Raw genomic sequence first — 22,382 nt, forward strand, 5'->3', positions numbered from 1 at the left:
TTTCCCGGCATGAGCACCTGCTCACGCACTTCCCCACGGCGCCCGTGGCCAGCACTCTTCAGGCCAGGCGGCATGGAAAAATCGTGGGCAGTCTCCTAGGCCACTGGAGTTATTCCTAAAAGTAACAAAATTTAAAAATGGCTATTACATTACACAAATATCAAGTTTTGCCGAGAATTATTATTTTTTATGCTCCCTTTGCACCCCCGTCGCCGTGATGCACTGGTTCTGCTGGCGGCCAGCACCCTGCCCTGGGCGGCGCAGGCCCAGGAACGGCGCGATACCGTTCACATCAGCATGTCCCTGGAGCCGGACAGCCTCGACCCGACCAGCGCACCGGCGGCCGCCAATGCCGAAGTGGTCCACTACAACCTGCTGGAAGGACTGACCAAGATCGAGCAGAACGGCCAGACCCGCCCCCTGCTGGCCCAGGCCTGGAACACCAGCGCCGACCAACGTGTCTGGCGCTTCGCCCTGCGCCCCGGCGTGCGCTTTCACGACGGTGCAGCGCTGGACGCCCAGACCGTGCGCTGGTGCTTTCTGCGTGCCCAGCAGGCCGATTCCGGCAACAAAGGCAAACCGGGGCTGTTCGACAACATCGCCGCCATCGACACGCCGGATGCGCAGACCCTGGTGCTGCACCTGCGCCACGCTGATCCGCACCTGCTGTTTCGCCTGGGGGATAGCTACGCCGTCATCCTGCACCCCCAGTCCGCAGCCCGGGCGAGTACCGCGCCCGTAGGCACCGGCCCCTACCGCCTGGAACACTGGCAGCACGGCCAAAGCATCCGCCTGCGCCGCTTTGCCGGCTACTGGGGGGCCAGGCCCGCGCTGGAACAGGGCGTGTTCCATTTCAACGCAGGGCAGGACGTGCAGGCGCTGGATACGCAGCGCATCGACATGTTCTTCAATTTCACCTCCCGCCGGCTGGACGGCTTTCGCGCCAACGCGCAATACCAGGTGCTGGTGGGCGCCTCCAGCGGCAAGGGGCTGCTGGCGCTGAACCACCGCCTGCCACTGTTCCAGGACGTGCGCGTGCGCCAGGCGCTCACCCATGCGATCGACCGGGAGCGCTTCATCGCCATCGCACTGCAAGGCTACGGCAGCGTCATCGGCAGCCACTTCACCCCCAACGAAGCGGGTTATATCCGGCTGGCGGGCACCTACCCCTACGACCCGGAACGCGCCCGCCAGCTCCTGCGGGCTGCCGGGGTCCAGCTCCCCGTCAGGGTGCCGCTGGCATTGCCGCCCACGCCCTACGCCCAGATCGGCGGGCCGCTGATTGCCGACGATCTGGCACAGGTGGGCATCCAGGTGCAATTGCAACCCCTGAGCTGGCCGCAGTGGCTGGACGGCCCCTTCAAGGGGGAGTTCGCGATGACACTCATCAACCACGTGGAGCCGCTGGATTACGGCATCTACGCCAAGCCGGACTACTACTTCGGCTACGACAGCCCGCCGTACCGGGATTTGCTGACCCGGTACCAGAATGCCCCCTCGGCGCGGCAACGCCAACTGCTGTTTGCCGATATCCAGCGTTTTCTGGCCGCCGATGCGGCCAACGTATGGATGTTCAACGCCAGCATCGGCACCGTCATCCGCACCGGCTTGCAGGGTGTGTGGGTGGACTACCCCACCTTTGCGCACGACCTTTCTTCCATGTATTGGGAATGAGCGCTGCGGCACCGGAGGGGAGACCCGGCCCGGCACCTTTTGCGCCGCAGGCCGATAATGGGCCGCTTTACTTTCCGACTGCGTTATGCACCCTCACGCCGAAACGCTATGGCGCGGGCCGCGCTGGACACTGGCCATTTTGCTGGCCGTGCTGGGCATGCTGGGCCCCTTCTCGATCGACACCTACCTGCCCGCCTTCTCGGGCATTGCCGCCTCGCTGCAAACCTCGCCGGTACACATGCAGCAGACGCTGTCGGCCTATTTGTTCGGCTTTGCCTTCATGAACCTGTTTCACGGGGCGCTGGCCGACAGCTTCGGCCGCCGCCCGGTGATTTTGTGGGGTCTGCTGGCCTTCACCCTGGCCAGCGCCGGCTGCGCCCTGGCGCAGAACGTGACGCAGCTGATCGTTTTCCGTGCCTTGCAGGGCCTCTCGTGCGGGGCCGGTGTAGTGGTTTCGCGGGCCATCGTGCGCGACATGTTCCCCCCCACCCAGGCGCAGAAGGTGATGAGCCAGATCACCATCTTCTTCGGCCTGGCCCCGGCAATTGCCCCCATCCTGGGCGGCTGGCTGTTCGTCGCCCTGGGCTGGCACAGCATTTTCTGGCTGCTGACCGCCATCGGGGCGGCCCTGTGGACGGTCAATTTCAAGGTGCTGCCCGAGTCCCTGCACCCCAGCCAGCGCCAGCCGTTCAACGTGCGCCACCTGCTCAGTGGCTATTGGGAGCTGTGTACCGATCCGCGCTTTCTGCTGCTGGCGCTGGCCAGCGGGGTGCCGTTCAACGGCATGTTTCTGTACGTGCTCTCGGCCCCGGCCTTCCTGGGCGAGCTGCTGCAATTGGCGCCGACGCAGTTCTTCTGGCTGTTCGTGCTGAACATCGGCGGCATCATGGGCGGCGCTTGGGTCAGCGGCCAGCTGGCCGGAAAGATCGCGCCGAAGAAGCAGATCCGCCACGGCCTGCTCATCATGCTGGTGATCTCGCTGGTCAACCTTGCCGCCAACCTGCTGCTGCCCCCGCATCCCGGCTGGGCCATGCTGCCGATTGCGATTTTTTCCTTCGGCTGGGCACTGATGGTGCCGGTCGTCACCCTGCTGGTGCTGGATTTGTTCCCGCAGCGCCGGGGCATGGCCTCATCCCTGCAAGCAGTGGTCGGCTCCACCGCCAACGGACTGGTCGCCGGGCTGCTGGCGCCGCTGGTCATGCACTCGGCCATCGCGCTGGCCAGCGCCTCGCTGGGGCTGATGCTGATCGGCCTGGTCTCCTGGATCGTGCTGCACCAGCGCTGGCCGGAGATTGGGCGGGAAAATTAAAAAAGTAGCTGCTTTCGCTGGTATTTACTGAATTTCAAATACAAAACACATTAAAACCAAGCAATTACAAGCGGAAGAAGCTACTTATTTATTTCATTCTCACCTTCTTCTGGCCGTATCCCGCACCGGCCAGCCGCATCGCACAACAGTGCCGTTACGGAGCCAGCTTCCCGGCCACGTCCACCAGCCGTTTCGCCTGGTGCCCGATCGAAGCCTGCACCTCGGGCGTGAATTCCGCCCCCTGGGTATGGCTGTAGCCGTAAGGGTTGCCGCCGGTTTTGAAGATCGCCGGATCGGTGAACCCCGGGGCCACGATGATGCTGCCCCAGTGCATCGCCGTGTAATAGAAGGTCAGCAGCGTCGACTCCTGCCCGCCATGGGCGTTCTGCGCCGAAGTCATGGCCGACACCGCCTTGTTCGCCAGACCGCCCTTGGCCCAGAAGCCGCCCAGCGTATCGATGAAGGCCCGCATCTGGCTGGCCATGCCGCCAAAGCGCGTGGGGGCGCTGAACAGATAGGCGTTGGCCCATTCCATGTCGGCCACCGTGGCGGTGGGGATATGGGCCATGGCGTCGGCCTGGGCTTTCCAGGCCGCTTGCCCCTCCACCACCGCAGCAGGAACGGTTTCCGCGACTTTCAACAGGCGCACTTCCGCGCCAGCAGCCTTGGCCGCTTCGGCGGCGATGCGGGCCATCTGGTAGTTGGTGCCATAGGTGGAGTAATAAACCACTGCAAGTTTGACGCTCATAAAAACCTCCTGGGTGAAAAAACCTGGTCATCATCCCCCGTCACGGGCGGTGGGGCAAGCCGGGCTGGCCAGCAACCGGGCCACGCGCTGGCGCAGCAAGGGCAGCACCTGCGCCTCCAGCCAGGGATGGCGCCGCAACCAGCCGTTGTTGCGCGGGCTGGGGTGGGGCAGGACGATGGTATCGGGCAGTTCGGCCAAGTCCTTGCCGCGCAGTTGTTCGACCATCTGGGTGATGTTGCGCGGCGCCCGGGGCAGGTGCCAGGCCAGGGCGTACTGGCCCAGCACGATAGTCAGCGCCACCTGCGGCATCCGCTCCAGCAGCGGCTGGCGCCAGGTGGGAGCGCATTCGGGACGCGGCGGCAAATCGCCCGACGTGCCGGTGCCGGGGTAGCAAAAGCCCATGGGCACCAGCGCCACCAGATACGGGTCGTAAAACTGCGCGGGCGTCAGGCCCAGCCAGGCACGCAGGCGCCGGCCGCTGGCATCGTCGAACGGAATGCCGCTGGCGTGGACTTTGCGCCCCGGCGCCTGCCCGGCAATCAGGATGCGGGCGCTGCGGCCCGCTTGCAGCACCGGGCGCGGGCCCAGCGGCAGGTGTGCGGCGCACAAGGTGCAGGAGCGCACGCGGCCCAGCAGGGTGTCCAGGTCTTGCTCTGGCGGGGTGAAATACAAGGCATCCATGGCCCTAAGTGTAGAAAGCGCCAGGCGTAATGCCAAAGATGCTTTGAGCAGATCAGACCAGCGGTGAGACAGCCCGACTAACGCGAAGTTGAGGCACCTGCGCGGCTTTTCGCGCAGGTCGCCTCGAACGCAGGGTTAGCCCTCATCATTGACGCGCCTCTTTAGGCTGCGAACCTGAAGGAACATGTACAGCACCGCGAAGGACAAGAAGAGCTTGAAGAAGAAGTCGACACGTTGCTCTTTCTTGTAACGATCCCAGGCGGACCCATTGAGGTACTCTTGAAGTGGTTCCTTCTTTCCAACTGCAATTCTTCCATCGGCAAGTTCCGCTTCCACTGTCGGTTCGCACTTGGACGTGCTCTCCCCGTAGAAAGCAATCTGGGCCATGCTGGTCGAACGATCAGCCGACGGGGATAGCTTGTCGTATCGTAAAGTCACCTGACCAGATGGCTTGGGGCCATTTCGACTTGGATTGTTTAGGCTACCCATTGAGTCCGGCCACGTCTCATATGTATCGAAGCCCTCGCAGCCCATGAAGTGGACGCGGATATTTCGAAGTTCCTGATCTGCGACGTTCAGGATTTGCACCTTGGTACTATCAGTCGGATGAAACCCGATTCCAGACAACATTGCTGGAAGAGACTTGTATATCTCTGCGCCAATTCGCTTGAGAAGCGGAGCGGGAAGGTTTTCGAACGCCTTTTGATCGGAAACATCCAGTTGCTTGAACATGTTGGATAGCTGTCGATTCCATTCAGCCACGGGGTTGCGCTCGTTCTTGATATCGTAGACGAAATGCAGAGTGGGTTCGGTCAGTCGAGCGTAAAGCGATGGAGCGAACGGCAGTAGAGCGACCAGTAGCGGAACTACAAGGTCTTTAGCAATCTCGAACCATTTCTTGTTCATAAGGCGTACCGGAAGACGGCTGCGATTTGTGAGGGCTAACGAATGAATTCACGGCGGCCGTAGGCCGTCCGGTGGAATGACTGGTTAGGCCTCGGCCTTTGCACGCTCCATCCGATTGATCACCTCAACGCATAGCCCCCAAAGGTCTTGTACTTCGTGAATGTCGTAGACTTTGTCAGGGTGCTGCGTAGGATTTCGGAATGAAGTGCGAACGTTATCCAGGTTTTTGTTTAGAACATCGTATTGCTTCGCACGCCTGTGCTTCTGCAATGCTTGAACCATGGGGCCCCACATCATGACACTAAGCCGGTCACGCTTGACAAAGTGGCAGTAGTAGTTTCGGAGCGCTTCTTCTGTCGCACGCATCAAATGAAAGGCAGCAGCTGTAGGCCTCTCAAAAGCGATACATTTGGCTGCTTCAGCGATGTCGAAGCGTGCGAGCTCAGAAAGGGAATTGAAAACATCTGGTGCAAACAGACTCGCTGGGTCCGAGACCAAGCGCTCTACCTCGATGCGCTTCGGCGAAACCACATAGGCGTTGACTCCCTTCAATTCGGCTTCTAGTGTCTGGCGCAGCGCTCGAACCGTACTACTTAACTTTCGAGCCTGTGCAGCATCGAGCTTGGAGTCCCCCGGAGTTGCCTTCAAGTCTTTAAGAAGAGAACGGAGATTGGCAGCGGCTCGGATCGTGACATACAGATTGAGATCCTCCAACTTCTTTAATAGAGCCTCGATGTTGCCGATGACAACGGCCGAGCCATGGATACTATAGCCTTCTTTGGCATCTTGTAGGTAGCGAAATCCTGTCCCAAACTGCCAATAGCGATAGAGCGTCACTGACTGCATTAGATGATTCTCCCTGAGGCCTAACGAACAAAGTAAGCCGACCGCCGCAGGCGGGTCGGCTTGACTGATTGTTTAGGCAGTGCAACGGCCTGTATATTGCTCCTGCCCAATACCTTGGAAATCAACAAAAAGATAGAAACGCTCTGTGTACTCAGAGATCTCAACATTTAAATATTCCTCAACAGCCTTAGCCAAAGAAGTCTCAAGGTGTTTTTTGATATTTTGAATATCGGGGTGGCGGGTGTCTTGATGTATGTCATAGGTGTATTTGATGGATTCTGCAACCACCACCAGTGAAATTTTTTGGTATGTCTCGCCAGATTCGACAGTATAAGGAATGACGCTGACCTGATAGCTACTGATGCGGCTTCCATTTGCCTTAAGTTTTTTCACTATTGCACCTTTAATAATTTAGGCCTAACGGCCCAAGGTAAGCGGCGGCGAAGCCGTCCGCTTGACCGCAGAGTTAGACCCAAAGGCCAAAAGGGAGCGCCCTGACTTGAAGACGGGCGCAGCCCACGAAAAACTGCTGCGCCACCGAAGCTGCGCAACGCTACAAAAAATGATAGCTTCTGACGCTTACTGAACAAGCGCCAGAGGCCAAAAAGGCTTGAAAGACCTTTGAGAAATGCGAAGCGCTGGAATAAATAGCGGCCTGCATAAAGTAAATGAGGGGACTAACGTTCAAGGTCAGGGGCGCTGCGCTGCTTTTTGGCGCAGCGTCCCCTGCACCACAGTGTTAGCACTCAAGCGCTCCCAATCTTGTGGATATTCACTTGATTAGAGGCTGAATGCACCTGGCTTGGGTATGCGAACAATCCCATGAAAATATTCGCCTTGTAGCGACTCCCCAAGCTTTCCTTGATCTTTACGAGATGAGCATTCCCAACACCGGAAACGAAAAGTGCCGGGCCACAATGCTTTGGCTTCTTTGTTGGGAATTTCCCGCCCATTAGTGCTGGCATGAGTTCATTGATCAGGCCGACGAAATTTAGTACGAGTTCCGGGCTCGGCTGGTAATGCTTGGTCTCGGCGAACGTCTTGACATCCTTTGCGGCGACGAAGAAGTAGTCGACCTTTCCGTTGTAATAGTGCGGCTGATGGGTTGACGTAATTGCATCCTTTTCAATTACCGCGTAGTCAGGAGAAACATAGATATCTGAATTATGCGCCGACTGAATTCTCAAATTGTGGCGAATCTCGAACGTCATTGAATCGCCGTTGCAGTAACGTTTCTCTGCGTAGAAAAAAGAACAGTTGCTCGGTTTTGCCTTGGGGCTCAATGCGTACACAAACTGCCGTTCTTTCCCTCGAAGATTCTGAGGCGTCACCAAGTAGCCATTCGTTTCGTAGAACTTAACAAGATCGTTGTACGCAGCGAGTTCAAAGAATGCGGAGGTTCTATTGGCCTCCTGCGAAAAACAGGAGTGATGCTGAGAAAGAAACGTCTGTATCTGCTGCTTCAACAGATTGTTGTCCTTGAAGGGGGATTTAGTCTTGCTCATTGGCCCTTCGCTCTTCCAATTCGATTAGGTTCATGACGATGCGTTTAACATCCGTCTGTGCGAAGAAAGACGGCCCCAGTCCGAATGACTTTAGGACGGCACCGAAATGATCCGCCGCATTCTGAATTGACGAGCGAAAGTCTGCGCCAATTTTGCGGCCGCCAACGGTAAGACCGGCCTCAAATTCTGTTTCAAGACGCTCGAAGAAGTTCGCGCTACTGGATAGTGGTGCGATGACATAACGATAGTAAATGCCAAGAGCGAAAATGAAGTGGATTGCATCACGTTGCGCGAGATACGGCTTCGCTCTCTGAAGCCGCGAATGCTGTTGCCACCCACCCAATTCCCGGCATTTGTCCTCGTACTCACGATACATTGGTTGCGTCAATGTGTACGGAAGGTCTTTGAGGAACGTGCGGATCATCTTGAGTGCTAACGTATAAGGTAAGCGGCTTGCGTAGCAAGTCCGCTTGAGCGCCGGGTTAGGGCGTATATTTACGACCAGCCATACGCTCGCGCGAGCGCTCAACAGATGCTGGCGAGAACGAATCAGGATGACGAAGGATAACTGCTTCGAAAGCATAGTCTTGAAGACCCATATCCAGCAACGCCAAGTAGCCCTGCGCATCTTCTTTTCTATCAACTGCACGCTGCGCCGCTTCGATGATTCCGTATTTTTCTACCATTGGCCAAGTTCTCGAAGCTCTTGTCTTCTTTCCATTCTTCGCGCTTAGCACCTGCTCATACGCAAATATAGCCTCAAGGCATTCACGCTCAGCATTAGTTGCAGCACCATACTTCAGCGCTTGGAGTTCAACAGATCGTCTACGTGCAGCAAGAACTAGATCAGGTCGGCCACGATCTATGACATTCTTCTCAAATATGGCGCACTCTTCTGGAGTCTTTAGCTTCGAAATAAGATCGTTCATAGAGTGGCTACCTAACGCCCTGAGTTCAGCCGCCGCCGTAGGCGGTCGGCTGCGACGAATAGTTAGACCCGACGCTTGAAACGGCGCAGGGACTGCAAGGATGATAGCTGCCAGCGCTTGCTGGGTGGGTGCTGGAGGCCAAAAATGCTTGAAGCTTACGCAGCGCATGCAGGCGAAGCCCAGCGCAGCGCCAAAAGCCCCAAGGAGAAACCTTTGAGAAAGGCGAAACGCTGGAATGAATGACGGCCTGCATGAATGGGGATTTTAAATGGACTAACGGCCAAGGTAAGCCGCCCGCCGTAGGCGGGTCGGCTTGAACGCAGAGTTAGACCCGAAGGCCAAAAGGGAACGCCCTGACTTGAAGAAGGGCGCGACCCGCGAAACAGCGCAGCGCCACGGAAGCGGCGCAACGCTGCAAGAGTGATAGCTGGTGGCGCTTGCTGCACAAGCGCTACCAGCCAAAAAGGCTTGGAAAGCCTTTGAGGAATGCGAAGCGCTGGAATAAATAGCGGCCTGCATAAAGTAAATGAGGGGACTAACGGCCAAGGTAAGCCGCCCGCCGAAGGCGGGTCGGCTTGAACGTAGAGTTAGACCCGAAGGCCAAAAGGAAGCGCCCAGCCTTGGAGAAGGGCGCGGCCCACGAAAAAGCGCTGCGCCACGGAAGCGGGGCAGCGCTGCAAGAATGATAGCTTGTGGTGCTTGCTACGCAAGGGCTAGAGGCCAAAAAGGCTTGAAAACCCTTTGAGAAATGCGAAGCGCTGGAATAAATAGCGGCCTGCATAAAGTAAATGAGGGGACTAACTAGAGTTAGAGCGCCGCATCCTACAAAACTGGTGCGGCCTAAGTCAAGCATGCGGCATGCACTGTTGCTACGAGCTTACGCTGATCGCTTGCCTGTTTAGGCCGCCTAAAATTCTGCTGATGGATGTGCTACCCGTTTCGCCCACCCCCGCTGCGCCGCAGCCGCCCCGGTTGCTCGATTTGCTGCGCCAGCGCATCCGGGTGCTGCACTATTCGATCCGCACCGAGCAGGCTTATGTGGATTGGGCGCGGCGCTTCATTCTGTTTCATGGCAAGCGCCATCCGTGCGAGATGGGGGCGGCGGAGGTTACGGCGTTTTTGACGCATCTGGCGGTGGAACGCAATGTGGCCGCTTCCACGCAGAACCAGGCCAAGGCGGCGATTCTGTTTCTTTACAAAGAGGTGTTGCAGCAAGACTTGCCTTGGCTGGACGAGGTGGTTTCCGCCAAGAAGGCGCGTCGCCTGCCGGTGGTGCTGACGCAGCGCGAGGTGCGCGAGCTGCTGCTGCAACTCAATGGCACGCAGTGGCTGGTGGCATCGCTGCTGTACGGCACGGGCATGCGGATTCTGGAGGCGCTACGCTTGCGCGTGAAAGATGTGGAGTTTGAGCGGCGCGAGCTGATCGTGCGCCAGGGCAAGGGCAACAAAGACCGGGTGACGGTGTTGCCCGAGAACCTGATCGCCCCGCTGCGCGAGCAGATGGAGCGTGCCCGCACGCTGCACCGCAAGGATTTGGATGCGGGGCTGGGCGCTGTCTGGCTGCCCGATGCGCTGGCCGTGAAGTACCCGAACGCCGCCACGGCCTGGGGCTGGCAGTATGTGTTTCCCAGCACGGTGCGGTCGGTCGATCCGCGCTCGGGGGTAGAGCGGCGCCATCACTTGCTGGAGCAATCGGTGCAGAAGGCGGTGGCTTTAGCTGCACGCCGCGCGGAGATAGACAAGCCCTGCACGCCGCATGTGCTGCGGCATTCTTTTGCCACCCACATGCTGCAAGCGGGCTACGACATCCGCACGGTGCAGGAACTGCTGGGCCACAAGGATGTGAGCACCACCATGATTTACACCCATGTTTTAAACAAGGGCGGGCGCGGCGTGCAAAGCCCGCTGGATGCGTTATGAGTCACCTATGAACCACGTTTTCCCGTCATCCCACCCACCGCTGGCCGAGCGCCTGCGCCCGCATTCCCTGGCCGAGGTCATCGGCCAGCAGCACGTGCTGGGGCCGGGGATGCCGCTGCGCCTGGCGTTCGAGTCCGGGCGGCCGCACAGCTGCATTCTGTGGGGCCCGCCCGGGGTGGGCAAAACGACGATTGCCCGGCTGATGGCGCAGGCCTTCGACGCCCAGTTCATCACCATCAGCGCGGTGCTGGGCGGCGTCAAGGAAATCCGCGAAGCGGTGGAACAGGCCCAGGCCGTTGCCACGGGCCTGATGCCGCAGCGCACGATCGTGTTCGTCGACGAGGTGCATCGCTTCAACAAAAGCCAGCAGGACGCCTTTTTGCCGCATGTGGAAAGTGGGCTGTTCACCTTTGTCGGGGCGACCACGGAAAACCCGTCGTTCGAGGTCAATTCCGCCTTGCTCTCGCGCTCGGTGGTGTACGTCCTGCAAGCCTTGACCACGCAGGACCTGGAGCAAATCGTCGCCAAGGCGCAGGCCGTGCAGGCGCTGCCGGCAATCGAGCCGGATGCCGTGCAGACGCTCGTGGCCTATGCCGATGGCGATGCGCGGCGGCTGCTCAATACGCTGGAGACGCTGGCAACCAGTGCCCAGCAAGCAGGCATTGCGCCCATCACCACGGACTGGCTGCAGCAGGTGCTGGGCCAGCAGCTACGCCGCTACGACAAGGGCGGCGAGCAGTTCTACGACACCATCAGCGCCCTGCACAAAAGCGTGCGCGGCTCCGACCCGGACGCGGCACTGTATTGGCTGGTGCGCATGCTGGACGGCGGGGCCGACCCCAAATACCTGGCCCGGCGCATCGTGCGCATGGCCTGGGAGGACATCGGCCTGGCCGACCCCCGGGCCCTGCAGATCGCCAACGAGGCGGCACTGACCTACGAGCGCCTGGGCAGCCCCGAGGGCGAACTGGCCCTGGCGCAGGCCGTGCTGTACCTGGCAGCGGCCCCCAAGAGCAATGCCGGCTATGTGGCCTACAAACGCGCCCGCGCCCTGGTGCAGGGCGACGGCAGCCGCCCGGTGCCGCTGCATTTGCGCAATGCACCGACCAGGTTGATGCAGCAGCTGGACTACGGCAAGGGCTACCGCTACGCGCACGACGAGCCCGATGGCTTTGCCGCCGGCGAAAATTATTTTCCCGAGGGGCTGGAGCGGCCCATGCTGTACGAGCCCGTGCCGCGCGGGCTGGAAATCAAGATTGGCGAGAAACTGCAGGCGCTGCGCCAGCGCAATGTCCAGGCGCAGCAAGACCTTGCGCAAGAGTGAAAGCAGGGAGAGGGGCTTCGCGCTTTGGCATGGCTTGTGTGCCTCGTTGCGATGAAACAACAAGTAATGAAAAAACATCAACTTTTTCGCATTAAAACTCTAAGCTTTTGATTTCTAGAAAAAAACTCCCGAAAACCCAGTTTTTTCCGAACCGCTTTTCCACGTTGTCCTAGGGTTATGCCTAGGCAGCTCCCCGGGGGAGGCACCGCTGTCGTGGAAAATTGCGGCACTTGGCGGGCCCGCACATCGTGCGGGCCTGGCTATATGTCCGGGCCGTTGGTGCCAGCGCAGGTGATTCATGGCGCTGGCACGGCGGTGCAAACGTGACCGGTGTGCTTCATGCGTGAAGGGCACACCGGGTTTAATGTCTTACGCAATCCATCCGAAGGAGCGTTCATGCTGTTTGGCAAGCTATTGCCGCGCGAAGGCAATTTTTTCGAAATGTTCAACCAGCATGCCCAGCGCATCGTGGAAGCAGCGCAAGCCTTCTCTGAATTGGTTGCCAATTACGGGGACGTGGCGCTGCGCGAAAAATTCAACCAGGCCGTCGATGAAGCCGAGCAGGCAGCCGACCGCGTCACCGACGAGGTCAACCGCACCCTGCACCAGACCTTCATCACGCCGCTGGACCGCGAGCACATCCACGGGCTGATCAACACCATGGACGACGTGGCCGACCTGATCCAGGACTGCGCCGACACCATGTTTCTGTACGACGTGCGCGTCATGACCCCCGAAGTCGTGCAACTGACCGAACTGAACATGCGCTGCTGCGAACGGGTGCGTGACGTCGTCAAGCTGCTGCACCGCATCAGCGATGCCAAGACCGCCGAAGCCGCACTCAAGCTGTGCAACGAGATCGATATTGTCGAATCCGATGCCGACCGCGTGCTGCGCTCCGCCATGAGCAAGCTGTTCCGCGAGGAACAGGACATGCGCGAGCTGCTCAAGCTCAAGGTGCTCTACGAGCTGATGGAGTCGGTCACCGACAAGTGCGAAGACGTGGCCAATGTGGTTGAAGGCATCGTCCTCGAAAACTCCTGATTTTTTCCCGCACAAAAAAGAAATTCCTGACCATGGAACCCGTACAAGCTGCCCTGTGGGTGGTGATCCTGCTGGTGGCAATGGCCTTGGTGTTCGACTTCATGAACGGGTTTCATGACGCCGCCAACTCGATTGCCACCGTCGTCTCCACCGGCGTGCTCAAACCGTCCCATGCGGTGCTTTTTGCCGCATTCTTCAACGTCGCTGCGGTCTTCGTGTTTCACCTCAGCGTGGCCGCCACCGTCGGCAAAGGCATCATCGAGGCCGACATGGTCGGCACCCACGTCGTCTTCGGCGCCCTGGTGGGGGCCATCGTGTGGAACCTCATCACCTGGTACTACGGCATCCCGTCCAGCTCCTCGCACGCCCTGATCGGCGGCCTGGTCGGTGCCGGGCTGGCCAAAGGCGGCTTCAGTGCGCTGATCGCCAGCGGGATTCTGAAGACCGTGGCGTTCATCGTCATCTCGCCGCTGCTGGGCTTTCTGCTCGGCTCGATGATGATGGTCATCGTCGCCTGGATCTTCCGCCGCTCCAGCCCCGGCAATGTCGACGGCCTGTTCCGCAAACTGCAACTGGTTTCCGCCGGGGCCTACTCCCTGGGCCACGGGGGCAACGATGCGCAGAAGACCATCGGCATCATCTGGCTGCTGCTGATCGCCACGGGCTATGCCTCCGTCAGCGACGGCGTGCCGCCGACCTGGGTCATCGTCAGCTGCTACGCCGCCATTGGCTGCGGCACCATGTTCGGCGGCTGGCGCATCGTGAAGACCATGGGCCAGAAGATCACCAAGCTCAAGCCCGTGGGCGGCTTCTGCGCCGAATCGGGCGGGGCCATCACCCTGTTCGTTGCCACCGTCCTGGGCGTACCGGTATCGACCACGCACACCATCACCGGGGCCATCGTCGGCGTCGGCTCCACCCAGCGGGCCAGCGCCGTACGCTGGGGCGTGGCAGGCAACATCATCTGGGCCTGGTTCCTGACGATTCCGGCCAGTGCCCTGGTCGCTGCCGTGGCGTACTGGATCAGCCTGCAACTTTATTGAAAAAGAAGCTGCTTGCGCTTTCAACATAAGGATTTCAGGTTGTTTTCATTCTGGAATCCTTGCAAATCAAACGCAAGCAGCTCTCTTTTTATCCTCAAATCGGTTTTCTTATTTTCTGTATAATCACGCGCTTTCGGCGTGTCGCTGGCCGGGTGGCCATGTCGCGTGTCTCAAACGTCGTGAAAAATCAACTGCAGTGCAACTGCAACCACCCGAAGGAATAACCATGGTCGTCATTCGACTCTCCCGCAGCGGCTCCAAGGCCCGTCCGTTCTTCAACATCGTTGCTGCCGACAAGCGCGTGCGTCGCGACGGCGCCTTCATCGAGCGTCTGGGCTTCTACAACCCCAACGCCCGCGGCGCTGAAGAAGGCCTGCGCCTGGCGCTGGATCGCGTGGCTTACTGGAAGAGCGTCGGCGCCCAGGCGTCGGACACTGCCGAGCGCCTGATCAAGCAAGCTGCTGCCAAGGTCGCTGCCTAAACTGCGCTGCTGCCGCAAGCCAGGCTCCGTTAGCATGTCTGACGGAGCCTTTTTTTATCGATTCCATTGTTTCCGACCATGCACGAGTTGCCCCTGCTACCTGCCACCGACCTGCCCAGCGATGCCATCGAAGTCGGGCGCATCGCCGATGCCTGGGGCGTCAAAGGCTGGTTCAAAGTCATCGCCTTCAGCGCCGATCCGCAAGCCCTGATGGCGGCCCCGCAATGGTTCTTGCTGCCAGCAGAAAAAGGCGCAAAAACCTTCGCCGGCACCGTCGCGCTGCCCGTCAAGCAAATCCGCTGGCATGGCGATGGGCTGGTGGCCACCAGCCCGGAAGTGGCCAGCCGCAATCAGGCCGAAGCGCTGCGCGGCGCCCGCATCTTTGTGGCCCGCGAACACTTTCCCCAGGCGGAAGATGGCGAGTATTACTGGATCGACCTGCTGGGCCTGCAGGTGCGCAACCGCGAAGGCGTCGCCCTGGGCGTGGTGAAAGACCTGCTGGCCACCGGCCCGCAAACCGTGCTGGTGCTGGAGCAGGAAGTGGACGGCAAGCCCGTGGAACGCATGATTCCCTTCGTCGATGCCTACATCGACAGCGTCGATCTGCCCGGCAAGACCATCGTCGCCGACTGGCAGCCCGATTACTAACGTCACATTCCCGGCCCGGCCATGCGCTTTGACATCCTGACCCTGTTTCCGCAGATGTTCGCCCCGTTCCTGGACAACGGGGTCACGCGCCGCGCCTTTGCCAGCGGCCAGGTGCAGGTGCGGCTGTGGAACCCGCGTGACTTTGCCGAAGGCAACTACCGCCGCGTCGATGACCGCCCCTTCGGCGGCGGCCCCGGCATGGTCATGCTGGCCGAGCCCTTGCAGCGCTGCCTGGACGCCGCCCGGCAAGACCGGGCGCAGGCGGGCGAGACGGCTGCCGCCCCGGTGGTGCTGTTCTCCCCCATCGGCGCGGTGTTGCACCACGCTGCCGTGGCGCAGTGGGCCGAGAGTGCCGGGGCGATTTTGCTGTGCGGGCGCTACGAGGGCATGGATCAGCGCTTTATCGACGCCAACATCACGCACCAGATCAGCCTGGGCGATTTCGTCCTGTCCGGCGGCGAACTGGCCGCGCTGGTGCTGCTCGATGCGGTCACGCGCCTGCAGCCCGGGGTGTTGCACGATGCCGGCAGTTTTCAGCAGGACAGCTTCAACCCGGCGCTGGACGGCCTGCTGGACTGCCCGCACTACACCCGCCCCGAAGTCTGGCAGGGCCAGTGCGTGCCGGCAGCCCTGCTATCGGGCCACCATGCACAGATCGAACGCTGGCGGCGCGAACAAAGCCTGCTGCTGACAGCCCGCCAGCGGCCGGAGCTGTTGCAGCAGGCCCGCAGCCAGGGGCGCTTGACGGCGCAGGACGAAGCGTTTCTGCGCACCCAGGCGGTCAGCCCACCCGTATCAGCAGAGTAGTTGCCGACAAAATCCCGCATGGTTATAATCGCGGGTTCTTTGATCCTCTATCCGGCCGCTGGATTTCTGGTTTTTACCGTTCCAGCCTATGGCGCCAATCCCGGCGCTTGCCAATTTCGGCGCGGTTACGATCAATGTGGATGAACCATGAATCTGCTGCAAACCCTTGAGCAAGAAGAAATTGCTCGTTTGAACAAAGAAATCCCCGACTTCAACCCCGGCGACACCGTGATCGTCAGCGTGAACGTGGTCGAAGGCAGCCGCAAGCGCGTCCAGGCCTACGAAGGCGTGGTGATCGCCAAGCGCAACCGTGGCCTGAACAGCGGCTTCATCGTGCGCAAGATCTCCAACGGCGAAGGCGTGGAACGTACCTTCCAGACCTACTCGCCCCTGATCGCCAAAATCGAAGTCAAGCGCCGTGGCGACGTGCGCCGTGCCAAGCTGTACTACCTGCGCGGCCTGACCGGCAAGAAAGCCCGTATCAAGGAAAAGCTGCCCCAGCGCGTGGCCAAGGCCGCTGCTGTCGAAGCCCCGGCCGCTGCCGAGTAAGCATCCGCCCTACCGGATGGGGCGGGCGCAACCGGCCAAAAGCCGCTACAGTTTTGCTGTGGCGGCTTTTTTGTTTTAGTGCATGTCTTCTTCGTCCCAATGCTTTTCGCGCCCGGTGGGTATCCCCACGTTCGATCCCCGGCAAGTGCCGATTTACGGGTGCGATGTCCATTTGCCAGCGGTGTCGGCACAGGCCCAGACCGAGCAGGCCGTGCGCCAGCGCTTTGCCCGGCCTCCCGCCTGGCAGCCCGAACTGCGCGGCGAACCGGCATTTACCCAGCGCCCCATGGCCGCTGCGGCGGTGCTTTTGCCTTTGGTGCAGCGGCAGGAGGGACTGACCGTGCTGCTGACCCAGCGCAGCGAACAGCTCTCCAGCCATTCCGGCCAGGTCGCTTTTCCCGGCGGGCGCACCGACCCTGAAGACCAGGATGCGGTGGCCACCGCCTTGCGGGAGGCGTGGGAGGAAGTCGGGCTGGCCCCGCAGCATGCCCAAGTGCTGGGCAGCTTGCCGGTGTATACCACCGGCTCGGCGTACAACGTCACCCCGGTGGTGGCACTGGTACCGCCGCAGCCGCTGGTGCCCAATCCGCAGGAAGTCGCCCAGGTGTTTGAAGTGCCGCTGGCCTTCATCCTGAACCCGGCCAACCACCGGCGCCATCGCCTGTTCTGGCAGGGGCGCGAGCGCGAATGGTTTTCCATGCCCTACCACGACCCCCAGGGGGCGGAACGCTTCATCTGGGGCGCAACGGCAGGCATGTTGCGCAATTTCTACCGCTTCATGGCGGCATAAGGGCGTGTTCACGCTCTGAGGGCAGTCTGGCAGCAGCAGCGCCCGCTATGATCGGCGCATGAGTTTTTTTGCCATCCTGTTTGCCCTGATGCTGGAGCAGGCCCGTCCCCTGCAACGCGACAACCCCGCCCACCAAGGGCTGAAAGCCTGGGCCGTCTCCGTGCGTCGCTCGCTGGACGATGGCGGGCAGGGGGTTTCGCCCTGGCTGGCGCTGGGGGTAGCCTTGGTCGTGCCGGGACTGTTTGCCAGCGTGGTGTACTGGGGACTGCTGTCCGGCCTGGGCTGGCCCCTGGCCTTGCTGTGGAACGTCGCCGTGCTGTACCTGACGCTGGGTTTTCGCCAGTTCAGCCACCATTTCACCGCCATCCGGGATGCGCTCTCCGAAGGGGACCTGCCTGCAGCCCGCAGCGCCTTTGCCCACTGGTGCCAGCGGGACGTTGCCGATCTGTCCGAGCAGGCGCTGCTGGGCCAGGTCATGGCGCATTCGGTGGTGCAGGCGCACCGCCATGTTTTTGGCGTGTTCTTCTGGTTCACGGTGCTGATGCTGCTGGGCCTGGGGCCGGCTGGCGCGGTGCTGTACCGCACGGCAGAGTATCTGGGGCGCGATTGGTCGGCCCAGCCCGGCCCCGGGGTGCAACCGGCCAGCGCCCCGTTGCAGGCAGCCGCCCAGCGTGTCTGGCAAGCCTGGGATTGGCTGCCGGCGCGGCTCACCGGCATCGGGTTTGCCGTGGTCGGCAGCTTCGAGGACACCATTGCCGGCTGGCGCAGCTACGCCGAACACACCCCGGACGACAGCGACGGGGTGATCGTGGCGGCCACTGCCGGGGCGCTGAATGTGAACCTGGGCCCCTACGGCATGGCCAATGGCACGGCGCCGCAGTTCCAGCACCTGTACAGCCTGGTGGGGCTGGTCTGGCGCCTGGTAGCGGTCTGGCTGTTGCTTCTGGCGCTGCTGACCCTGGGACGTTTACTCGGGTAATCTTGACGTTCGTCAAGAAAATTAATGAATCAGTGGGCGTCATGCAACAATTTGTTTGCGCAGCGGCAAAACCTTCTAGCATGCGCGGCTGACAAGCGCAGTGGTCACAGCGGTTCGCGCTGACTGGATGCGCCGAGGGCCATGAACCGGCTCTTACAGCTTTGTGGTTTGCCATGCCTACTCCTTCTGACCGCCCGTCCCGGCAGTTTCCCTCTCCTGCACCTGTGCAGCGTCGGCAAGACCCCTCTTTGGGGGGGCAGACAGCCGCCGCGTCTGCCCAGGGCTACGATTTCCCGGCCGATGCCTTGCTCATGTCCACCACGGACAGGCAGGGGCGCATCACCCACTGCAACGAGGCCTTCGAGGAGGTCAGCGGCTTCAGCAAGGCCGAACTGATGGGCCAGCCGCACAACATCGTGCGCCACCCGGACGTGCCGTCGGAGATTTTCAAAGACCTGTGGGCCACCATCGGCCACGGCCGCATCTGGCAGGGCACGGTGAAGAATGCCCGCAAAGGCGGCGGCTATTACTGGGTGCGGGCCTACGTCACGCCGGTGATGCAGGGCAACAAGCCGATCGGCTACATGTCGGTGCGGGCCAAACCCAGCGCCCAGGAAATCGCCGAGGCCGAGCAGCTGTATGCCCGCATCCTGGCCGAGCGGGCCAGGCCACGGCCAGGTTTCGAACTGCATGGCGGGCGCGTGCGGGTGTATGGCTGGCGCAATCTCCTGGGCAAATTCCAGCGCCTGAGCCTGACGCAGCGCCAGGCCGGGCTGCAAGTGCCGCTGGTGGTGCTGGCCCTGCTGTTTCCCGCCCTGGGCTGGACGGCCCCGTGGCAACTGGCGCTGCTGGCGGTGCTGCTGCTGGCCTGGTCGGCGCTGGCCCTGGGCTGCCTGCATATGCGGGTGACGCGGCCCCTGGGCGCGATTCAGAACCTGGTTTCGGACATTGCCAGCGGCCAGTTGTCCGGCAATTTGCCGCCGCCCCTATCGCCCCATCCGCTGGGGCTGCTGCTGGAGCGCATCAAGCAGATCCACATCAACCTGCGGGCGGTGATCGGCGATGCCAAGCATGAGATCGACGGCTTCAACGCCGTGGCCCGCGAACTGACCCAGGGGGCGGTGCATTTGTCCAGCTGTACCGACCGCCAGGCCCAGGACTTGCAGGAAACCGCTGCTGCCATGGAGCAGATGGCCCAGACCGTGGCGCACAGCCAGCAGGCCACCGAGCAAATCCGGCGCGAAACGGAACACAGCGCCCGCCTGACCGCCGAAAGCGAAAGCGCCATGCAGCAGGCCCAGACGCTGGTGCAGCAGTTGCAGCAATCGTCGCAGCAGATGGGGCAGATCATCTCCACCATCGAAAGCATCGCGTTCCAGACCAACATCCTGGCGCTGAATGCCGCCGTGGAAGCCGCCCGTGCCGGGGAGCAGGGCCGGGGCTTTGCCGTGGTGGCTTCGGAAGTGCGCAATCTGGCGCAGAACAGCGCCAAGGCGGCGGGGGAAATCCGCCAACTGATCGCCGGCTCCACCGAGCAGATCGGCCGCAGCGCCGCGCAAATGCAGTCGGCCAGCCAATCCATGGGCCAGTCGGTGCAGGCCGTGCAGCAGGTGCGCCAGGAAATGCAGGGGATGCTGACCACCATGACCGAGCAAAGCGCGGGCATCGCCCAGGTGAACGTGGCGCTGGCCGATCTGGACCACGTCACCCAGGACAACGCCCGCATGGCGCATGAATATGCCCAGTCTGCCGAGCGCATGGACGGCAGCACCGGCGTGCTGCGGCGCACGCTGGATGTGTTCCGCTTTTGATAGCTTTTACCGCTGACAAATAAAAGATTTCAAGGATAAAACACCTTGAAATCAATAGTTGACAGGCGCTGCCAGCTCCTGAAAAAACTCCGCATACAGCCGGTGGCGCTGGGCGCTGATGCTGTGGCCCACTTCGGCCAGCACGGCGCAGCCCGGCTCGTGCAGGTGGGTGCAGTTGTAGAACTTGCAGCCCTGGGCGTGCTGGCCGATGTCCGGCATGTGGTGCGCCAGCGCCGTCGGCGCAATGTGGCGCAGGCCGAATTCCTGAAAGCCGGGCGAGTCGATCAGCGCCGTGCGCCGCGCGGCATCCAGCCAGTACCAGGTGGTGGTCGTCGTTGTGTGGCGGCCCGAATTGAGCGCCTGGGAGATTTCCCCCGTCGCCGCCTGCGCCTGGGGGATCAGCAGGTTGATCAGCGTGCTTTTGCCCGAACCGGACGGCCCCAGCACCAGGGTGGCCTTGTCGGCCAGCACATCGCGCAGCAGGGCCGCTTGCTCTGCGCCGGGCCGGGCCAGATTCAGCCCCAGCACGCGATAGTGCGGCTGCCCAGCCTCGTCGGCGATGGCGCGGTAGGCCGCCAGCCGCTCCCACGCCTGGGCGAAGGGCTGGGCCAGATCGCTTTTGTTCAGGGCGACGATGGGGGCAATGCCCGCATCTTCCGCAGCAATCAGGGCGCGGGCCAGCTGGCTTTCGGAGAACACCGGCTCGGCCGCGATCAGGATCAGCACCTGGTCGATGTTGGCGGCAAAGGATTTGGTGCGGATTTCATCCTGGCGGTAGAGCAGGTTGCGCCGGGGCTGCACCTGTTCGATGCTGCCTTCCTCGCCCTGGCCCGGCGGGGCGGGCAGCCACAGCACCTGATCGCCGACCACGGCCTGGTTCTTCTTGCCGCGCGGGTGGCAGATGCGGCGGCTGCCATCGGCGCTTTCCACCACGCAGTGGCGGCCGTGGCTGCCGACGATCAGGCCGCTTTCCAGCGCGGCATTCGGCACAGGGGTCGGGGCGCGGTACTTGCGGCTCATGCGGCGCTTTCCAGACGGCCAGCTTGATGCAACTGCCCCAGCCGCTCCACCGCCGGCGGGTGCGAGTAGTAGAAGCGAGCGTACAGCGGGTCGGGCGTGAGGGTGGCGGCGTTGTCCTCGTACAGCTTGAGCAGGGCGCTGGCCAGGGCCGCGGGCTGCGCCTGGGCGGCGGCGTAGGCATCGGCCTGAAATTCGTCGCGGCGCGAGAAATGGGCAGACAGCGGCCCCAGCCAGAAGCTGAACACCGGCACCACCAGCATGAACAGCAGCAGCGCCACGCCCTGCATCGGCACACTGTCGCCGGGGGCCAGCATGGCGCTGCTGGCGCCCAGGGCCAGATCGAGGGTGGGCGCCACGCCCAGGCCGGTGTAGAACCACGGCTGCTGGCTGACCCAGCCCAGCAAGGCCAGCCCGCCCAGGCTGATGGCAAACATGACCACCATGCGTTTGGCGATGTGCCGGTGCCTGAAGTGGCCCAGCTCGTGCGCCAGCACGGCTTCCACCTCGTCGACATCGAGTTTTTTCAGCAAGGTGTCGTAGAACACCACGCGCTTGGCGTTGCCCAGGCCGGTGAAATAGGCGTTGGCGTGGGCCGAGCGGCGGCTGCCGTCCATCACGAACAAGCCCTTGGCGGCAAAGCCGCAGCGCTGCATCAGGGCGGTGACGCGCTCTTTCAGGGCAGCATCTTCCAGCGGCTGGAACTGGTTGAACAGCGGCGCGATGAAGGTCGGAAAAATCCACATCAGCAACAGCTGAAAGCCCGTCCACAGCCCCCAGGCCCACAGCCACCACAGGCTGCCTGCGGCCTGCATCAACCACAGCACGGCGGCCACCAGCGGCAGGCCGATGGCAGCGGCCAGCAGCGTGCTTTTGAGCAGATCGCCCAGCCACAGGCCCGGCGTACTCTGGTTGAAGCCGAAGCGTTGTTCGACCACGAAGGTCTGGTAGGCGGAAAACGGCAGCTCCAGCAGGCCGGAGATCAGCGCAAACGCCGCCACCAGCGCCACCTGCTGCCCCAGCCCCGGCCCCATCCAGGCCAGCAGGCCCTGGTGCAGCGCATCCAGGCCGCCCAGCAGTGTCCAGCCCAGCAACAGCACCGCGCCCCAGGCCAGTTGCAGCAGGGCCACTTGCGCCTTGGCCAGGGTGTAATCGGCGGCTTTCTGGTGGGCGACCAGAGGGATTTTTTCCGCAAACGCGGCAGGCACGGCGCTGCGGTGCCGTGCCACATGGCGCACCTGGCGGGTAAGCAGGCCCACCTGCGCAAGCAGTTGCAGCGCCAGGGCGCAGGCAAAGGCGGCGGTGAGGAAAAAACTGGGGGAAAAAAGACTGGCAGACGGCATGTGGCGCGAGTGTAGGCGACAATTTGCC

26 protein-coding genes are annotated in these 22,382 nt (G+C 61.7%); 13 read left to right on the forward strand and 13 right to left on the reverse strand.

Annotation, left to right across the window (positions count from 1 at the left end; translation table 11 throughout):
• The first annotated feature begins 189 nt into the window (after positions 1-189).
• Together ACFO3A_RS06060 and ACFO3A_RS06065 are read left to right on the forward strand one after the other, a co-directional pair.
• The gene (locus tag ACFO3A_RS06060; RefSeq protein ID WP_377724862.1) at positions 190-1,674 is read left to right on the forward strand and encodes an ABC transporter substrate-binding protein; all 1,485 of its coding nucleotides are present in this window, start codon (positions 190-192) and stop codon (positions 1,672-1,674) included.
• An 85-nt stretch (positions 1,675-1,759) separates the two neighbouring features.
• Complete coding sequence (locus tag ACFO3A_RS06065; protein WP_377724863.1) at positions 1,760-2,983, forward strand: multidrug effflux MFS transporter; 1,224 nt, start codon at positions 1,760-1,762, stop codon at positions 2,981-2,983.
• Positions 2,984-3,137: 154 nt separating this feature from the next.
• Here the strand turns inward: ACFO3A_RS06065 and wrbA are convergent, their stop codons facing one another.
• The 11 genes from wrbA to ACFO3A_RS06120 form a co-directional block, all read right to left on the reverse strand.
• Positions 3,138-3,731: an NAD(P)H:quinone oxidoreductase type IV gene (wrbA, locus tag ACFO3A_RS06070; RefSeq protein WP_377724864.1), complete on the reverse strand. Its 594-nt coding sequence runs from the start codon at positions 3,729-3,731 to the stop codon at positions 3,138-3,140.
• A 30-nt stretch (positions 3,732-3,761) separates the two neighbouring features.
• A complete protein-coding gene (locus tag ACFO3A_RS06075) occupies positions 3,762-4,412 on the reverse strand; it encodes a uracil-DNA glycosylase family protein (protein WP_377724865.1) in 651 nt (216 codons plus the stop codon).
• A 135-nt stretch (positions 4,413-4,547) separates the two neighbouring features.
• Positions 4,548-5,318 (reverse strand): hypothetical protein, encoded by a 771-nt coding sequence (locus tag ACFO3A_RS06080; RefSeq protein WP_377724866.1) that lies wholly within the window; start codon positions 5,316-5,318, stop codon positions 4,548-4,550.
• Positions 5,319-5,402: 84 nt separating this feature from the next.
• Positions 5,403-6,164 carry a hypothetical protein gene (locus tag ACFO3A_RS06085; protein ID WP_377724868.1) on the reverse strand — a complete coding sequence of 254 codons (762 nt, stop codon included), beginning with the start codon at positions 6,162-6,164 and terminating at the stop codon, positions 5,403-5,405.
• A gap of 72 nt (positions 6,165-6,236) precedes the next feature.
• Positions 6,237-6,557, reverse strand: a complete 321-nt coding sequence (locus tag ACFO3A_RS06090; protein ID WP_377724869.1) for a hypothetical protein — start codon at positions 6,555-6,557, stop codon at positions 6,237-6,239.
• A 24-nt stretch (positions 6,558-6,581) separates the two neighbouring features.
• Complete coding sequence (locus tag ACFO3A_RS06095; protein ID WP_377725005.1) at positions 6,582-6,731, reverse strand: DUF1010 domain-containing protein; 150 nt, start codon at positions 6,729-6,731, stop codon at positions 6,582-6,584.
• 179 nt (positions 6,732-6,910) lie between these two features.
• Positions 6,911-7,669 carry a hypothetical protein gene (locus tag ACFO3A_RS06100; protein ID WP_377724870.1) on the reverse strand — a complete coding sequence of 253 codons (759 nt, stop codon included), beginning with the start codon at positions 7,667-7,669 and terminating at the stop codon, positions 6,911-6,913.
• Positions 7,656-8,093 (reverse strand): hypothetical protein, encoded by a 438-nt coding sequence (locus ACFO3A_RS06105; RefSeq protein WP_377724872.1) that lies wholly within the window; start codon positions 8,091-8,093, stop codon positions 7,656-7,658. The genes ACFO3A_RS06100 and ACFO3A_RS06105 overlap by 14 nt, the downstream gene beginning before the upstream one ends.
• A 58-nt stretch (positions 8,094-8,151) precedes the next feature.
• Positions 8,152-8,598: a hypothetical protein gene (locus ACFO3A_RS06110; protein ID WP_377724874.1), complete on the reverse strand. Its 447-nt coding sequence runs from the start codon at positions 8,596-8,598 to the stop codon at positions 8,152-8,154.
• Between the two features lie 273 nt (positions 8,599-8,871).
• On the reverse strand, positions 8,872-9,117 hold the full coding sequence (locus ACFO3A_RS06115; RefSeq protein WP_377725007.1) for a DUF1010 domain-containing protein: 246 nt from the start codon (positions 9,115-9,117) through the stop codon (positions 8,872-8,874).
• A 16-nt stretch (positions 9,118-9,133) separates the two neighbouring features.
• On the reverse strand, positions 9,134-9,451 hold the full coding sequence (locus ACFO3A_RS06120) for a DUF1010 domain-containing protein (RefSeq protein WP_377724875.1): 318 nt from the start codon (positions 9,449-9,451) through the stop codon (positions 9,134-9,136).
• A gap of 68 nt (positions 9,452-9,519) precedes the next feature.
• On the opposite strand from ACFO3A_RS06120, the gene ACFO3A_RS06125 reads away from it, so the two are divergent.
• From ACFO3A_RS06125 to ACFO3A_RS06175, 11 genes are all read left to right on the forward strand, one after another.
• Entirely contained in the window at positions 9,520-10,518 is a 999-nt protein-coding gene (locus ACFO3A_RS06125; protein ID WP_377724877.1) for an integron integrase, read from the forward strand.
• 7 nt (positions 10,519-10,525) lie between these two features.
• Complete coding sequence (locus tag ACFO3A_RS06130) at positions 10,526-11,842, forward strand: replication-associated recombination protein A (protein WP_377724879.1); 1,317 nt, start codon at positions 10,526-10,528, stop codon at positions 11,840-11,842.
• A gap of 396 nt (positions 11,843-12,238) precedes the next feature.
• Positions 12,239-12,886, forward strand: a complete 648-nt coding sequence (locus ACFO3A_RS06135) for a DUF47 domain-containing protein (protein WP_377724880.1) — start codon at positions 12,239-12,241, stop codon at positions 12,884-12,886.
• A 32-nt stretch (positions 12,887-12,918) separates the two neighbouring features.
• Positions 12,919-13,929 (forward strand): inorganic phosphate transporter, encoded by a 1,011-nt coding sequence (locus tag ACFO3A_RS06140; protein ID WP_377724881.1) that lies wholly within the window; start codon positions 12,919-12,921, stop codon positions 13,927-13,929.
• Between the two features lie 226 nt (positions 13,930-14,155).
• Entirely contained in the window at positions 14,156-14,410 is a 255-nt protein-coding gene (rpsP, locus tag ACFO3A_RS06145) for a 30S ribosomal protein S16 (protein ID WP_377724883.1), read from the forward strand.
• A 78-nt stretch (positions 14,411-14,488) separates the two neighbouring features.
• On the forward strand, positions 14,489-15,058 hold the full coding sequence (rimM, locus tag ACFO3A_RS06150) for a ribosome maturation factor RimM (RefSeq protein ID WP_377724885.1): 570 nt from the start codon (positions 14,489-14,491) through the stop codon (positions 15,056-15,058).
• Positions 15,059-15,079: 21 nt separating this feature from the next.
• On the forward strand, positions 15,080-15,865 hold the full coding sequence (gene trmD / locus ACFO3A_RS06155) for a tRNA (guanosine(37)-N1)-methyltransferase TrmD (RefSeq protein ID WP_377724888.1): 786 nt from the start codon (positions 15,080-15,082) through the stop codon (positions 15,863-15,865).
• 147 nt (positions 15,866-16,012) lie between these two features.
• Complete coding sequence (rplS, locus tag ACFO3A_RS06160; protein ID WP_377724889.1) at positions 16,013-16,414, forward strand: 50S ribosomal protein L19; 402 nt, start codon at positions 16,013-16,015, stop codon at positions 16,412-16,414.
• Positions 16,415-16,496: 82 nt separating this feature from the next.
• Positions 16,497-17,204, forward strand: a complete 708-nt coding sequence (locus tag ACFO3A_RS06165) for a CoA pyrophosphatase (protein WP_377724890.1) — start codon at positions 16,497-16,499, stop codon at positions 17,202-17,204.
• A 58-nt stretch (positions 17,205-17,262) separates the two neighbouring features.
• The gene (locus ACFO3A_RS06170) at positions 17,263-18,183 is read left to right on the forward strand and encodes a cobalamin biosynthesis protein (protein ID WP_377724892.1); all 921 of its coding nucleotides are present in this window, start codon (positions 17,263-17,265) and stop codon (positions 18,181-18,183) included.
• A gap of 173 nt (positions 18,184-18,356) precedes the next feature.
• Positions 18,357-19,994, forward strand: coding sequence for a methyl-accepting chemotaxis protein (locus tag ACFO3A_RS06175; RefSeq protein ID WP_377724893.1), 1,638 nt, complete (start codon positions 18,357-18,359; stop codon positions 19,992-19,994).
• A 51-nt stretch (positions 19,995-20,045) separates the two neighbouring features.
• Here the strand turns inward: ACFO3A_RS06175 and rsgA are convergent, their stop codons facing one another.
• A complete protein-coding gene (gene rsgA, locus ACFO3A_RS06180) occupies positions 20,046-21,014 on the reverse strand; it encodes a ribosome small subunit-dependent GTPase A (RefSeq protein WP_377724894.1) in 969 nt (322 codons plus the stop codon).
• The gene (locus ACFO3A_RS06185) at positions 21,011-22,354 is read right to left on the reverse strand and encodes a M48 family metallopeptidase (RefSeq protein ID WP_377724896.1); all 1,344 of its coding nucleotides are present in this window, start codon (positions 22,352-22,354) and stop codon (positions 21,011-21,013) included. The genes rsgA and ACFO3A_RS06185 overlap by 4 nt, the downstream gene beginning before the upstream one ends.
• Positions 22,355-22,382: the final 28 nt, after the last annotated feature.

Source organism: Comamonas nitrativorans, assembly GCF_042654765.1.
In the GTDB taxonomy this organism is placed as follows: Bacteria; Pseudomonadota; Gammaproteobacteria; order Burkholderiales; family Burkholderiaceae_C; genus Comamonas; species Comamonas nitrativorans.